Origin of the sequence: Pectobacterium carotovorum, assembly GCA_016415585.1 — a bacterium.
GTDB lineage: Bacteria > Pseudomonadota > Gammaproteobacteria > Enterobacterales > Enterobacteriaceae > Pectobacterium > Pectobacterium carotovorum_K.
This window is the reverse complement of sequence record CP066552.1, coordinates 3,144,431-3,159,344: the sequence shown is the minus strand read 5'-3', so window position 1 is coordinate 3,159,344 and position 14,914 is coordinate 3,144,431. Positions and strand designations below refer to the sequence as shown.

Annotated in this window: 12 protein-coding genes; 8 read left to right on the top strand and 4 right to left on the bottom strand. The window is 51.2% G+C overall.

Annotated elements, in window-relative coordinates:
* Positions 1–91: 91 nt before the first annotated feature.
* Both pta and ackA read right to left on the bottom strand, forming a co-directional pair.
* On the bottom strand, positions 92–2,230 hold the full coding sequence (gene pta, locus JFY74_14070; GenBank protein QQG27226.1) for a phosphate acetyltransferase: 2,139 nt from the start codon (positions 2,228–2,230) through the stop codon (positions 92–94).
* A 79-nt stretch (positions 2,231–2,309) separates the two neighbouring features.
* On the bottom strand, positions 2,310–3,512 hold the full coding sequence (ackA, locus tag JFY74_14065) for an acetate kinase (protein ID QQG27225.1): 1,203 nt from the start codon (positions 3,510–3,512) through the stop codon (positions 2,310–2,312).
* 464 nt (positions 3,513–3,976) lie between these two features.
* Here ackA and JFY74_14060 point away from each other — a divergent pair, with 464 nt between their 5' ends.
* The 4 genes from JFY74_14060 to JFY74_14045 all read left to right on the top strand — a co-directional run bounded on the left by JFY74_14060 (position 3,977) and on the right by JFY74_14045 (position 7,779).
* A complete protein-coding gene (locus JFY74_14060; GenBank protein ID QQG27224.1) occupies positions 3,977–4,432 on the top strand; it encodes a DUF412 domain-containing protein in 456 nt (151 codons plus the stop codon).
* Between the two features lie 164 nt (positions 4,433–4,596).
* Positions 4,597–5,091, top strand: coding sequence for a YfbU family protein (locus JFY74_14055; GenBank protein ID QQG27223.1), 495 nt, complete (start codon positions 4,597–4,599; stop codon positions 5,089–5,091).
* A gap of 21 nt (positions 5,092–5,112) precedes the next feature.
* Complete coding sequence (locus tag JFY74_14050) at positions 5,113–5,769, top strand: sugar phosphatase (protein ID QQG27222.1); 657 nt, start codon at positions 5,113–5,115, stop codon at positions 5,767–5,769.
* A gap of 177 nt (positions 5,770–5,946) precedes the next feature.
* Positions 5,947–7,779: an SLC13 family permease gene (locus JFY74_14045; protein QQG27221.1), complete on the top strand. Its 1,833-nt coding sequence runs from the start codon at positions 5,947–5,949 to the stop codon at positions 7,777–7,779.
* A gap of 13 nt (positions 7,780–7,792) precedes the next feature.
* On the opposite strand, the gene yfbR is transcribed toward JFY74_14045, so the two are convergent.
* Positions 7,793–8,392: a 5'-deoxynucleotidase gene (yfbR, locus tag JFY74_14040; protein ID QQG27220.1), complete on the bottom strand. Its 600-nt coding sequence runs from the start codon at positions 8,390–8,392 to the stop codon at positions 7,793–7,795.
* A 141-nt stretch (positions 8,393–8,533) separates the two neighbouring features.
* Positions 8,534–9,748, bottom strand: a complete 1,215-nt coding sequence (locus JFY74_14035; protein QQG27219.1) for a pyridoxal phosphate-dependent aminotransferase — start codon at positions 9,746–9,748, stop codon at positions 8,534–8,536.
* A gap of 499 nt (positions 9,749–10,247) precedes the next feature.
* Here JFY74_14035 and lrhA point away from each other — a divergent pair, with 499 nt between their 5' ends.
* The 4 genes from lrhA (at position 10,248) to nuoC (ending at position 14,906) form a co-directional block, all read left to right on the top strand.
* Positions 10,248–11,198: a transcriptional regulator LrhA gene (gene lrhA / locus JFY74_14030; protein ID QQG27218.1), complete on the top strand. Its 951-nt coding sequence runs from the start codon at positions 10,248–10,250 to the stop codon at positions 11,196–11,198.
* A gap of 677 nt (positions 11,199–11,875) precedes the next feature.
* Positions 11,876–12,316 (top strand): NADH-quinone oxidoreductase subunit A, encoded by a 441-nt coding sequence (locus JFY74_14025; GenBank protein QQG27217.1) that lies wholly within the window; start codon positions 11,876–11,878, stop codon positions 12,314–12,316.
* Between the two features lie 17 nt (positions 12,317–12,333).
* Positions 12,334–13,008: an NADH-quinone oxidoreductase subunit B gene (locus JFY74_14020; protein ID QQG27216.1), complete on the top strand. Its 675-nt coding sequence runs from the start codon at positions 12,334–12,336 to the stop codon at positions 13,006–13,008.
* A gap of 98 nt (positions 13,009–13,106) precedes the next feature.
* Positions 13,107–14,906, top strand: a complete 1,800-nt coding sequence (nuoC, locus tag JFY74_14015) for an NADH-quinone oxidoreductase subunit C/D (GenBank protein ID QQG27215.1) — start codon at positions 13,107–13,109, stop codon at positions 14,904–14,906.
* Positions 14,907–14,914 lie beyond the last annotated feature (8 nt).

Sequence of the window (14,914 nt, the reverse complement as noted above, 5' to 3'; positions counted from 1 at the left end):
GTGTCTGCTGGTGTGATTTTTCGTGCGGATAGCAATAAAAAATGCCAGCGCTGAGGCTGGCATAGAAGATAACAGAATTAGTCTGAATATATTAGAGCTGTGTAGCCTGAATAGCGGTCAGGGCAACGGTGTAAACGATGTCATCTACCAGTGCGCCACGAGACAGGTCGTTAACCGGTTTGCGCATGCCTTGCAGCATTGGCCCGATGGAGATCAGGTCGGCAGAACGCTGTACCGCTTTGTACGTGGTGTTACCGGTGTTCAGGTCAGGGAAGATGAACACGGTGGCTTTACCCGCAACGGGTGAGTTCGGTGCTTTGGACTGTGCAACGTCTGCCATGATGGCGGCGTCGTACTGCAATGGACCATCGATGACCAGATCAGGGCGTTTTTCCTGCGCCAGACGGGTCGCTTCACGCACTTTCTCGACATCGCTACCCGCGCCGGAGTTACCGGTAGAGTAAGAGATCATCGCAACGCGTGGGTCGATACCGAATGCGGTAGCGGAATCAGCAGACTGGATAGCGATTTCAGCCAATTGCTCTGCGGTTGGATCTGGGTTGATGGCGCAGTCGCCGTAAACCAGAACCTGCTCAGGCAGCAGCATGAAGAACACAGAAGACACCAGCGAGCTGCCCGGTGCTGTTTTGATCAGCTGCAACGGTGGACGGATGGTGTTAGCGGTGGTATGAACGGCACCAGAAACCAGACCGTCAACTTCGCCCTGTTCCAGCATCAGCGTACCCAGAACCACGTTGTCTTCGAGCTGTTCGCGTGCAACCACTTCGGTCATACCCTTGCTCTTACGCAGCTCAACTAAGCGCGCAACATAGCGCTCACGCACGACAATCGGATCGACGATTTCGATGCCTTTGCCCAGTTCTACGCCCTGAGCGGCAGCAACACGTTGAATTTCTTCTGGGTTACCGATCAGTACACAGTGAGCAATACCGCGTTCAGCACAGATAGACGCTGCTTTAACGGTACGTGGTTCATCACCTTCTGGCAGAACGATACGCTTGCCTGCTTTACGCGCCAGCTCAGTAAGCTGATAGCGGAACGCTGGCGGAGACAGGCGACGTGAACGCTCAGATTCTGCGCTCAGTGAATCTATCCACTGGGTGTCGATGTGGCGTGCAACATATTCCTGCACTTTCTCAACACGTTGACGGTCATCAGCCGGAACCTCAAGGTTGAAGCTTTGCAAGCTGAGTGAGGTCTGCCAGGTGTTGGTGTCGACCATAAATACTGGCAGGCCAGTCTGGAAGGCACGTTCGCACAGCTTGGCAATGCTCGGATCCATTTCGTAGCCGCCAGTCAGCAGCAGGGCACCGATTTCCACGCCATTCATGGCAGCCAAACAGGCGGCAACCAGAACATCAGGACGGTCAGCGGAGGTCACCAGCAGTGAACCCGGACGGAAATGCTCCAGCATATGAGGGATGCTGCGTGCGCAGAAGGTTACAGACTTAACGCGACGCGTCTGAATGTCACCTTCGTTGACGATACGGGCATTCAGGTGCTTCGCCATATCGATGGCGCGCGTAGCAATCAGGTCAAAGCTCCACGGGATGCAGCCCAGAACCGGCAGCGGGCTGTTAGCAAACAGCTGCTTCGGATCGATGTTGGCTACGCTGGCTTTCGTGGAGTCATCAAAGATTTCAGACAGGTCAGGGCGAGTACGGCCCTGGTCGTCTACTGGCGCATTCAGTTTGTTGATGATCACGCCAGTGATGTTTTTGTTTTTGCTGCCGCCGAAGCTGGAACGCGCCAGTTCGATACGGTCTTTCAGCTGTGCCGGGGAATCGTTACCCAGCGCCAGTACAAAGACGATTTCTGCATTCAGCGTTTTGGCGATTTCATAGTTCAACGCGTTAGCAAACTGGTGCTTACGGGTGGGAACCAGACCTTCAACCAGAACGACTTCAGCGTCTTTGGTGTTTTCGTGGTAGCGCGCGATGATTTCTTCCATCAGCACGTCTTGCTGGTTGGAGCTCAGCAGGGTTTCAACGCGGCTCATCGCCAGCGGCTCGGCGGCGCTGATGGCGGAATTAGCACGAATAATGGTGGTCGTTTGATCTGGCGTATTGTCGCCACTGCGCGGCTGGGCAATAGGTTTGAACACGCTCAGGCGGACGCCTTTCTGTTCCATGGAGCGGATGACACCCAGGCTGACACTTGTCAGACCAACGCTAGTGCCAGTTGGGATCAACATGATTATACGGGACACGGCCGAACCTCTTTACGGTTGCTCGTTAGTCAAAAACAACACCGTCAGCCTTGGCTGACGGTGTTGGGAGTTACGTGTTTTACGCGGTCAGACGGTAAGCGTCTTCGGCGATGACCAACTCTTCATTGGTCGGGATAACCAGCGCCGCGCGGGTGCCATCTTTAGCGATGTTGCCACCTTTACCGAAGCGTGCAGCCAGGTTGCGTTCGTGATCGACGTCGAAGCCCAGCAGACCCAGTTTTTTCAGTGACAGCTCGCGAACCATTGCTGCGTTTTCACCGATACCACCAGTGAAGATCACTGCGTCCAGACGGCCTTCCATCAGTGCAGCGTAAGAACCGATGTATTTAGCCAGACGGTGGCAGTAAACGTCCATTGCACGTTTAGCATCTGCTTTCGTCTCGTAGTTATCTTCAACGTAGCGGCAGTCGCTGGTCACTTCAGTCAGACCCAGCAGACCAGATTCTTTGGTCATCAGGGTGTTGATGCGATCAATGTCCATGCCCAGTGCGTCGTGCAGGTGGAAAATCACAGCCGGGTCGATATCGCCACAGCGCGTACCCATCACCAGACCTTCCAGCGGAGTCAGCCCCATTGAGGTGTCAACGCATTCGCCATTACGGATTGCAGTAACGGAACCACCGTTGCCCAGATGGCAAGTGATGACGTTCAGCTCTTCTACTGGTTTGTTCAGCACTTTAGCGGCTTCACGAGAAACAAAGTAGTGGCTGGTGCCGTGGAAGCCGTAGCGACGGATGTGGTTTTCTTTATACAGTTTGTACGGCAGTGCATAAAGGTAGGATTCTTCCGGCATGGTCTGGTGGAACGCCGTGTCGAAAACAGCGACGTTTTTATCAGCCAGGTGTGGGAAAGATTTCAGTGCTTCGTCGATGCCGATCAGGTGCGCCGGGTTGTGCAGAGGTGCAAAAGGTACGGAATCTTTGATACCCTGAAGAACATCATCAGTGATGATCGCGGATTGGGTGAACTTCTCACCGCCGTGAACGATACGGTGACCAATAGCAACCAGTTGAGCTGACAGCTCCGGTTTCTGAGACAGAATGGTATTGACGATGAAGTTCAGCGCTTCGCTGTGAGCTGCACCGGCACCCAGTTCGGCGTCTTGTTTACCGCCGTCCATTTTCCATTTGATGCGGGCTTCAGGCAGGTTGAAACACTCGGCTAAACCAGACAGGTACTCTTCTCCGTTAATCGCATCGATGATAGCGAATTTCAGGGATGAACTACCGCAGTTAAGAACCAGTACTAACTTACTCGACATGGAAGTACCTACTTGTTATACATGGTTAAAAAAATGTCATACAGGGCATAGCGTATCGCATGCCGCCGCTGGCATTTATGATTAACATCATACCTTGGTGTGATACACCAGACACGATGATGAAATAGGGTCGATACTATGATGTAGGTTATATCGGATAATCGATACACAATTAATCGATATAACTAATCTCTATAACAACGTGACATCGACCTGATGTAAACCGCAGCTTTTAAAGCGATGGATAACCGCGTTATGGCCGTTGGCTGCGCTTATGTCGCGAAGGGAATTATACTCCTTGCGTGTAGTCATACTACTTTAGGTATACAGTATACAGCGGCCAAAAGGCCGATCTAGGATACCGATAGCGTAGGCTAAACACAAAATATATTTTAACCTTATCAACTTGAGTTGTTGATTTGCGCAAAAGTTTTATTTTTTATCTGTAAAGTTGAGGTGTGGCTATGGCGACGAAACCAGACAGTAGAATCAGTTGGCTACAGCTACTCCAACGTGGGCAGCATTACATGAAAACGTGGCCAGCAGAAAAACGGCTGGCGCCCGTATTTCCTGAAAACCGCGTAGCACGAGCGACGCGATTCGGTATCCGCATCATGCCGCCGCTGGCGGTGTTTACCTTAACGTGGCAGATTGCGCTCGGTGGCCAGCTCGGCCCGGCCATCGCCACCGCGTTGTTTGCCTGTAGCCTGCCGTTGCAGGGGCTTTGGTGGCTGGGTCGCCGTTCTGTGACGCCTTTACCGCCGACGCTGGCGCAGTGGTTCCATGAGATTCGCCATAAGCTATTGGAGTCAGGCCAGGCATTAGCACCATTGGAAGAAGCGCCGACTTACCAAGCGTTGGCGGATGTGCTGAAGCGTGCGTTTAACCAGCTCGATAAAACCTTCCTGGATGATTTGTGATCGGCGTCAGGCTGTGTGCGGGTTGATGGCTATTTTGTTCTTTCCCCTGTTTCAAATCAAAGAAGCGGTGGCTACCGCTACCGTGACACGATTCAGTATGCGATTCTGAGGCCAATACCTATTTAGCGATATTGGCTTACACCAAAGAGGTTCAGGAGAGCGACATGGAAATGACAAATGCCCAGAGATTGATCCTTTCAAATCAATATAAAATGATGACGATGCTCGATCCCGACAATGCCGAGCGCTATCGCCGGTTACAAACGATTATCGAGCGTGGTTATGGTTTGCAGATGCGCGAACTGGACCGTGAGTTTGGCGAGCTGACCGAAGAGGTTTGCCGCACCATTATTAACATCATGGAAATGCATCATGCCTTGCAGGTGTCGTGGACCAATCTGAAAGATAAGCAGGATTTGGATGAGCGACGTCTGACCTTCCTTGGCTTTGATGCCGCAACGGAAGCGCGCTACCTCGGTTTTGTACGCTTTATGGTACATGTCGAGGGGCGCTACCCCCACTTTGATGCGGGCACGCATGGGTTTAATGCTCAGACGAAGATGTGGGAAAAATACAACAGAATGCTGGCTGTCTGGCAATCTTGCCCGCGCCAGTATCACTTGAGTGCGGTGGAGATCGCTCAGATCATCAACGCCTGATTAATGAAAAAGGGGCTTTCTGTGGAGTGTAAAGGTTTTCTGTTCGATCTCGATGGTACGCTGGTCGATTCACTGCCAGCGGTAGAACGTGCGTGGATTAACTGGGCAAAAGATCACGATATTGAACCACAGGAAGTGCTGGATTTTATTCATGGCAAGCAGGCCATCACATCCCTGCGTCACTTTCTTCAAGGGCAAAGCGAAGAAACGATTCAACAAGAGTTTGATGCGCTGGAGAAAACAGAAGCCTCTGATACGCAGGGTATTGTTGCCATGCCAGGGGCGAAGGCGCTGTTGGATCGTTTGGATGCACTGGATATTCCCTGGGCGATAGTGACATCCGGCACGGTGCCGATTGCCAGCGCCCGTCATCATCGCGGAGAACTGCCTGCTCCTCGTGCCTTTATTACAGCGGAGCAGGTTGCTAAAGGTAAACCTCACCCCGATGCCTATTTACTTGGCGCACAGCAGCTAGGGCTGAAGCCAGAAGAATGTGTGGTCGTTGAGGATGCGCCAGCAGGGGTATTGTCGGGTTTGGCCGCGGGCTGTAAGGTTATTGCGGTGAAGGCACCCGCGGATACACCGAAACTGGATCTGGTCGATCTGAGTCTTGATTCGCTGGAGCAGATAGAAATAGAAAAATTATCGAACGGCGCTAAGGTGCTTCTGCGCCAGTAGGTTGTCTGTAACATAATGACAAAACTGTGACTAAATATGATCAAACCTCGCATCCGCGAGGTTTTTTTATGGCAGACTATCCCCGTCATACTTCAAGCCGCATGTGCGTTGGTTTCTCTTTTATGGCATGCGGAACCTATACCTCTCAATATGCATTTTTCCGTCAGGGGAACCGTTTTGAATAGCGAACTTCTCTGGGTTTTATCCCTGTTGCTGATCGCCATTGTGTTGTTTACCACCAATAAATTACGCATGGACGTCGTAGCGCTGTTGGTCATTATCGCGTTTGTACTGAGCGGCACGCTGACGCTATCTGAAGCGTTGGTGGGGTTCAGCGATCCTAACGTGATATTGATTGCTGCCCTGTTTGTGATTGGTGAGGGATTGGTTCGTACCGGCGTTGCTTATCAGGTCGGTGATTGGCTGGTTCGCGTGGCGGGCAGCAGTGAGATCAAGATGTTGATCTTACTGATGGTCACGGTTGCGCTGCTGGGGGCTTTCATGAGCTCCACTGGCGTTGTCGCGATTTTTATTCCCGTGGTGCTGAGTGTCTCCGCACGGATGAAAATTTCCCCCGGAAGGCTGATGATGCCGCTGAGCTTTGCTGGGTTGATTAGCGGCATGATGACGCTGGTGGCGACGCCGCCGAATATGGTGGTGAGCAGCGAGCTGATGCGTGAGGGTGTCGCGGGTTTTGGCTTTTTCAGCGTGACGCCGATAGGGATGGTTGCGCTGCTGTTGGGCGTGGCATATATGATGGTGGCGCGCTACTGGCTTGGCGACGCGGAAACGGCAACAGCAAAAGAGATATGGAAGCGAAGAACGTTTCGCGATTTGATTCGTGATTACCGGTTGACGGGTAGAGCACGCCGGCTGGCGATTCGCCCGGGATCGCCTTTTATCGGCCATCGTCTGGATGATTTACACCTGCGTCAGCGTTTTGGTGCGAATGTCGTCGGGATTGAGCGCTGGCGTAAGTTTCGACGAGTGATGGTCAGTGTGGCGGGCAATACCGAACTTCGTCTGAATGATGTTTTACTGATCGACATGTCGGCGTCTGAGGTGGATTTACGCGAGTTTTGCACCGCGCAGCGGCTTGAACCGATGGTGCTGCGCGGTGAATATTTTTCTGAGCAGGCACGTGATGTGGGGATGGCGGAAGTCTCGTTGATCCCTGATTCCGAGTTGTTGGGAAAAACGCTGTACGATGTCGGCTTCCGAAGCCGCTATGGCCTGAGCGTCGTGGGGATCCGTCGGGCAGGTGAAGCGATAGACGGTATTCTCGCCGATGAACCGCTCCAGCTCGGTGATATTCTGCTGGTGATGGGCGACTGGCGCATGATTCGGCAACTGCACACGCAGAAAAATGATTTTCTTTTGCTTAACCTTCCTGCCGAAGTGGATGACGTTGCACCTGTGGTAAGTCAGGCTCCGCACGCGCTGTTTTGTCTGGCGCTGATGGTGGCAATGATGCTGACGGATGAAATACCGAATGCGGTCGCCGCGTTGATCGCCTGTTTACTGATGGGGAAATTCCGCTGTATCGACATGGAAAGCGCCTATCGATCCATTCACTGGCCGAGCATTATTCTTATCGTCGGGATGATGCCCTTTGCGCTGGCGTTGCAACAAACTGGCGGTGTGGCGCTGATCGTTAAAGGGCTGATGGACATTGCTGGGAATGCCGGGCCGCATGTGATGTTGGTGTGCTTGTTTGTACTGTGTGCGACGATTGGTCTGTTTATTTCGAACACCGCCACAGCGGTGCTGATGGCACCCATTGCGATTGCCGCAGCGAAGCAGATGGGCGTGTCGCCTTATCCTTTTGCGATGATCATCGCCGTGGCGGCATCTGCCGCATTTATGACCCCTGTGTCGTCACCGGTGAATACGTTGGTACTGGGACCGGGCGGTTATAAATTCGGGGACTTTGTACGCATTGGTGTCCCCTTTACCGTTTTGGTGATGTTGGTCAGTGTGGTGATGGTGCCGTGGCTGTATCCGTTCTGACGAGGTTTGCCCGTTATAGCGGCGAATCCTGGCTGATTTCGTCAAGCGACAGGCTAAAGCTGGGAACGAACACCGTCATAAAATAGTCCATTTCTGGGCTGTGACGCTGTTGCAAGGTTTTTTCCAGCCGCGCTTTGGCAAGCGTGAATTCCGCGTTGCCTGCCGATAATTCTTCCAGACATTTCAGGTAGGCGCAGAGCGCGTCTGCCTGTTTAACGATGACGCGTTCTTCTTCGCTGGTGTAGTGGTCATCCAGCAGCATGCGATAATCCTGCTGTAACTCTTCCGGCAACATCTCAACCAGTTTCTGCTGTGCAATCTTCTCTATCTTCTTGTACTCATGTGCGATCTGCGCGTTGTAGTACTTGATGGGCGTCGGCATGTCACCGGTTAGTACCTCGCTGGCATCATGGTACATCGCCAGTAGTGCGATGCGTTCTGCGTTCAGGTTACCCTCGAATTTGCGGTTTTTGATTACCGCCAGCGCATGGGCGACAAAAGCGACCTGAAGGCTGTGCTCGGAGACGTTTTCCGTACGTACATTGCGCATTAGCGGCCAACGGCTGATGAGTTTCAGACGGGATAAGTGGGCGAAAAAGTGGCTCTGATTCATGGCGATCTCTCAGACAACAGTACGGTGAAATAGCGATATCGTGGGCGTCTATTGTGGCACTTGACGGAGATTATGCAAACGAAGGTCAGATTTTCGCCGGGCGACGATGGCCCGGCGAGAGTAGGTTCGATGACTGCTGGGCTATTGGTGATAATGCCCCAGAAATCGCCCTAATTTGTGGATTGCCATGTCCAGTTCATCAATACGCGGCAGCGTGACGATGCGTACGTGATCCGGGTAAGGCCAGTTAAACGCGGTTCCCTGCACCAGCAACACTTTCTCCTGCAACAGGAGATCCAGCACCAGTTTTTGGTCGTCGTGGATATTAAAACGCTTGGCATCAATGCGTGGGAACATATAGAGCGCGCCGCGTGGTTTTACGCACGATACGCCGGGGATCTGATTGATCAGTTCCCAGGAACGGTTGCGCTGCTCGTACAGGCGTCCGCCGGGCTGAATAAATTCGCTGATGCTCTGATAGCCGCCCAGCGCGGTCTGAATCGCATGCTGCATCGGCACGTTGGCACACAAACGCATAGAGGCCAGCATTTCCAGCCCTTCAATATACCCTTTTGCGTGCTTTTTCGGGCCGTTCAGTACCATCCAGCCTTGACGGAAACCCGCCACACGGTAGGTCTTGGAAAGCCCGTTGAACGTGACGGTCAGCAAATCCGGCGCGAGTGCGGCAATAGAGTGGTGCTGCGCATCGTCATACAAAATTTTGTCGTAAATTTCGTCGGCGAAAATGATCAGGTTATGTTCGCGTGCAATCGCCACGATATCCAACAGCAACTCTTTGCTGTAGACCGCACCCGTTGGGTTATTCGGGTTGATGATGACAATACCGCGAGTATTGGACGTGATCTTTTTGCGGATATCATCCAGATCGGGGAACCAATCGGAGGACTCATCGCAGAGATAGTGAACGGCATTGCCGTTAGACAGGGAAACTGCGGCGGTCCAAAGCGGGTAATCCGGCGCTGGAACCAGCATTTCATCGCCTGGGTTAAGCAGCGCCTGCATGGATTGCACGATGAGTTCGGAAACACCGTTACCAATATAGACGTCTTCAACCGTAATATCGCGCATATCCCGCGCCTGATAGTGCTGAACGATGGCTTTGCGGGCGGAATACAGACCTTTGGAATCACAGTAGCCCTGTGCGGTAGGCAGATTACGGATCACATCGACCAGAATTTCGTCCGGTGCCTCGAAGCCGAAAGGGGCAGGGTTGCCAATGTTCAGTTTAAGGACTTTATTACCTTCTTCTTCAAGCCGCTTGGCTTCCTTTAAGACTGGGCCACGGATGTCATAGCATACGTTCTCCAGTTTCTTGGATTTTTCAATCGGAGACATAAATAGTACGAGCCTTCTGCAGAGAGCGCATATTCCCAGACGGAATAGCATAACCTGCTTAATGTACTCTTCCTGCAGTACCTTTTGAAGAATGATTATCGCTTTTGCTGCAAATGGTTGCGCATCTGCACTATATGGTTGTGTACTCGTTGGATGGTGCGATATGGTAGGAGCGGACAACTGTTCATGCCGCACTTTTTTAGCGCCAGAATAGGGTGACAGGGAGAGCGTGTTTATTTAAGTGTGGAGCGTATTTATTTCGCAAGATGAAATAAAGGGAAGGTGCCGTTGTTATTGAATTAAGGATTAAGGCTGGTGAGCCATTTAATTAGTGATGTATTACCAATGGAAAGGCGATAGTGGTAACGAAATATAAGTATTTTTTTGCCCTTATCGTGCGTCTGCGATAGTGTCTTTAAATGTATCGGTCATTACCTGTACATGTAATAAAACACCAGGAATATTTTGTTAAAATTAAAATAGATAAGTGAAAAATCGTATGACCAGTGCAAATCGACCAGTACTTAATCTCGATCTTGATTTACTGAGGACGTTTGTTGCCGTTGCAGATTTAAATACATTTGCAGCGGCGGCGACCGCAGTCAATAGAACCCAATCGGCTGTCAGTCAACAGATGCAGCGGCTGGAGCAACTCATCGGAAAGGAGCTTTTTGCCCGACACGGGCGTAATAAATTGCTGACCGAACATGGTATCCAGTTTCTGGGTTATGCCAGAAAAATATTACAATTCAATGATGAAGCTTGTATTTCATTAATGTACAGCGATATTCAGGGTACGCTGACCATCGGGGCGTCTGACGATACTGCAGACACCATCCTTCCTTATATTTTGCATCGGGTGACATCCGTATTTCCTAAACTCTCCGTCAATGTCAGCGTAAAACGTAGCGCTGAAATGATGGAAATGTTGAATCAGGGGAAAATAGATCTGGTTATTACCACAATGAACGGTGTGGTGTTTCCGCATGTGTTATTACGCAGTTCCCCAACGTTATGGTATTGCGCGGCGGATTATCAGTTCCGATCGCAAGAACCTGTACCTCTGGTTGTTCTGGATGAGCCAAGTCCTTTCCGTACGTTGGCTACGCAGCAACTGACGGCCGCTGGGATCCCCTGGAGAATTGCGTATGTGGCTTCAACGCTGTCTGCTGTACGCGCCGCGGTGAAGGCCGGAATGGGTATTACCGTGCGGTCGGTGGAAATGATGAGCCCGGAATTGCGGGTGTTGGGCGAAGAGGAAGGGTTGCCGAGATTGCCTGAAACTCGTTATTTCCTCTGCCAGAATCCTAATCAGGAGAATGAGCTGGCAACGGCAATTTTCAATGTGATTGAATCAGGGAAGCCCTCTCACATTATGCCTGTCAGCATGTTAGCAAACAGCACGAATGAAAAACTGTCTTCCGACCCATCGCTGAAGGATGCGATCTAATCGTAATGGGTAGTTAACTATTATTCGGGGAGGGTAGGGACGCACCCCGAATGATGATGATTTATGACTAAGGTGTTAAACCCACATCGGCAGCGCCTTCTTGGCCTGATTTCTTCATGTCGATCCCACTTTGCGTTTTCCATTCCACATCAATAGGCTAGGCGCGGCGAGATTAATGATCATTTCTATGTTATAAAACACCGGTTCTATTTTTTTAAAATAATGTTATGGAAAATAGCGTCAAACCTTGTCCAGCATCATCTTGATTTTTTTACTAACTAAATTGGTAAAAATGTGTGCTGGATCAAAAAATACCCCTAATAACCACATGGGGGAACAGGCATTTTCTGTGAAAATGGTATAGTGACGCGGTGAACTTGCTTCCTGTGCTGCTACACACTGGTTAACTAACAAAAGTACTGACTCGATTTAGCTGCGGGTGAGAACACAAAATGTTAACAAAACAGCGTGCATGTAAAGTAATGTACTGTTATTTTTAGTAAGGTTGAAAAAAAGGTTACAAATTTAGGGGCTCAACCATACCAAGCAAGGCTTACCTGATACGTTTCCGTGCTTTTTTGTGGTTATTAATCCTTCCTTTTAATCGATGTGGCGCATTAACTGCCGATAATAGAGCAGAGATGTTACCCGCCACTTTTGATGAGTAAGCAAAGAGAATGTCAACAACTACTGAAATCCTCGCCCATCATTGGGCATTTGGGCTATTCCTTATCATTGCCGTAGGCCTTTGCGTCTTCATGCTGACCGGTGGATTCTTGCTGGGGGGGAGAGCAAAAGGCAGGGCCAAAAACGTACCTTATGAATCCGGTATTGACTCCGTAGGTTCAGCGCGGTTACGCCTGTCTGCTAAATTTTATCTTGTCGCTATGTTCTTCGTGATCTTCGACGTTGAAGCCCTCTATCTCTACGCTTGGGCTGTGTCTATCAAAGAAAGCGGCTGGATTGGCTTCATTGAAGCAACCATTTTCATTTTGGTGCTGTTGGCTGGTTTGATTTATCTGGTACGCGTTGGGGCACTTGACTGGACCCCGGTACGTTCCAAGAGACAAGTCGTTAAATCAGACATCATCAACACTACCAACAATCATCCGCAGTAACAGCGAGGCATTTTAAGATGGACTATACGCTCACCCGCATAGAGCCGGACGGTGAGAATGACCGTTATCCCCTGCAACGTCAGGAGATCGTTTCCGACCCTCTGGAGCAACATGTTCACCGCAGTGTCTATATGGGCAAACTGGAACATGCATTACACGATACGGTGAACTGGGGGCGTCAGAACTCCCTGTGGCCGTACAACTTCGGCCTGTCTTGTTGCTACGTAGAAATGGTGACGTCATTTACCGCCGTTCATGACGTGGCGCGTTTTGGTGCTGAAGTTCTGCGTGCGTCGCCACGTCAGGCCGACTTCATGGTAGTCGCGGGAACCTGTTTTACCAAAATGGCCCCCGTTATTCAGCGTCTGTACGAGCAAATGCTTGAGCCTAAATGGGTTATCTCTATGGGCGCATGTGCTAACTCCGGCGGCATGTACGATATTTATTCCGTCGTTCAGGGCGTAGATAAATTCCTGCCTGTTGATGTATATATTCCGGGCTGCCCGCCGCGTCCTGAAGCCTACATGCAAGCGCTGTTGCTGCTGAAAGAATCCATCGGTAAAGAACGCCGCCCTCTGTCATGGGTGGTGGGTGAACAGGGCGTTTACCGCGCCAACATGCAATCTGAGCGTGAGCGCAAACGCGGCGAGCGAATCGCTGTGACTAACCTGCGTTCGCCTGATGAGATTTGACCTGTAGATGATAAACCCGGTGACCGTGTAATACCTCGATAATAGTGTGCGGTCATTATCAGCTACAGAAATAGCACATTTAATGTGGTGACATATTTATGACAGATTTAACGACACACGATCTCGCTCAGCCAGGCTGGCAAACCCGCGATCACCTTAACGATCCGGTCGTTGGCGAACTGTGTAACCGTTTTGGACCAGATGCATTTACTGTACAGGCAACCCGCACAGGGATCCCTGTTGTGTGGGTCAAGCGTGAGCAATTACTGGATGTTGTCGCATTCCTGAAAAAACAGCCGAAGCCTTATGTCATGCTGTTTGACCTGCACGGTATGGATGAGCGTCTGCGCACCCATCGTGAAGGTTTACCTGCCGCCGACTACTCCGTCTTTTATCACATCATTTCCATCGAGCGTAACCGTGACATCATGCTGAAAGTCGCGTTAGCCGAGAGCGATCTGCATGTACCGACCGTGACCAAACTGTTCCCGAATGCCAACTGGTATGAGCGCGAAACGTGGGAAATGTTTGGTATTACGTTCAATGGTCACCCGCACCTGACGCGCATAATGATGCCGCAGACGTGGGAAGGGCATCCGTTGCGTAAAGATTATCCGGCGCGTGCGACCGAATTCGATCCTTTCGAGCTGACCAAGCAGAAAGAAGATCTGGAAATGGAATCGCTGACGTTCAAACCGGAAGAGTGGGGAATGAAGCGCGGTACTGAAAATGAGGACTTCATGTTCCTCAACCTCGGTCCGAACCACCCGTCTTCACACGGTGCCTTCCGTATTATCCTGCAACTGGACGGTGAAGAAATCGTCGACTGCGTGCCAGATGTGGGTTACCACCATCGCGGCGCGGAGAAAATGGGCGAGCGCCAATCCTGGCACAGCTACATTCCTTATACCGACCGTATTGAATACCTCGGCGGCTGCGTTAACGAAATGCCGTACGTACTGGCCGTGGAAAAACTGGCAGGCATTGAGGTGCCGGATCGCGTCAAGACGATTCGCGTAATGCTGTCTGAGCTGTTCCGTATTAATAGCCATCTGCTGTACATCAGTACCTATATTCAGGACGTCGGTGCGATGACACCGGTGTTCTTTGCGTTTACTGACCGCCAGAAAATTTACGATTTGGTTGAAGCGATTACAGGCTTCCGTATGCACCCGGCGTGGTTCCGTATTGGCGGTGTGGCGCACGATCTGCCACGCGGTTGGGAACGTCTGCTGCGTGAATTCCTTGATTGGATGCCAGCTCGTTTGGACACCTATGTCAAATCCGCGTTGCAGAACACCATTCTGAAAGGCCGTACTCAGGGCGTCGCCGCCTACAATGCGAAAGAAGCATTGGATTGGGGCGTAACGGGTGCGGGTCTGCGTGCCACGGGTATTGGTTTTGACGTACGTAAATGGCGTCCGTATTCCGGTTATGAAAACTTTGACTTTGAAGTGCCAGTGGGCGATGGCATCAGCGATTGCTATAGCCGCGTGATGCTGAAAGTCGAAGAACTGCGTCAGAGCTTACGTATTCTGGATCAGTGCCTCAAGAATATGCCGGAAGGCCCGTTCAAAGCGGATCACCCGCTGACGACGCCGCCACCAAAAGAGCGCACGTTGCAGCATATCGATACGCTGATTAACCACTTCCTTCAGGTTTCCTGGGGACCGGTGATGCCTGCCAATGAATCATTCCAGATGGTTGAGGCAACGAAGGGCATTAACAGCTATTACCTGACCAGTGACGGCGGCACGATGAGCTACCGTACCCGTATTCGCACGCCGAGCTATGCGCATCTGCAACAGATTCCTTCTGTAATTCGCGGATGTCTGGTATCCGACCTGATCGTTTACCTCGGCAGTATTGATTTCGTAATGTCAGATGTGGACCGCTAATTATGCAT

Coding starts and splice junctions, on each gene's coding strand:
- ackA (QQG27225.1), bottom strand. CDS start 3,512: ATGTCGAGTAAGTTAGTACTGGTTCTTAACTGCGGTAGTTCATCCCTG.
- JFY74_14060 (QQG27224.1), top strand. CDS start 3,977: ATGGCGACGAAACCAGACAGTAGAATCAGTTGGCTACAGCTACTCCAA.
- JFY74_14055 (QQG27223.1), top strand. CDS start 4,597: ATGGAAATGACAAATGCCCAGAGATTGATCCTTTCAAATCAATATAAA.
- yfbR (QQG27220.1), bottom strand. CDS start 8,392: ATGAATCAGAGCCACTTTTTCGCCCACTTATCCCGTCTGAAACTCATC.
- JFY74_14035 (QQG27219.1), bottom strand. CDS start 9,748: ATGTCTCCGATTGAAAAATCCAAGAAACTGGAGAACGTATGCTATGAC.
- lrhA (QQG27218.1), top strand. CDS start 10,248: ATGACCAGTGCAAATCGACCAGTACTTAATCTCGATCTTGATTTACTG.
- JFY74_14025 (QQG27217.1), top strand. CDS start 11,876: ATGTCAACAACTACTGAAATCCTCGCCCATCATTGGGCATTTGGGCTA.
- JFY74_14020 (QQG27216.1), top strand. CDS start 12,334: ATGGACTATACGCTCACCCGCATAGAGCCGGACGGTGAGAATGACCGT.
- nuoC (QQG27215.1), top strand. CDS start 13,107: ATGACAGATTTAACGACACACGATCTCGCTCAGCCAGGCTGGCAAACC.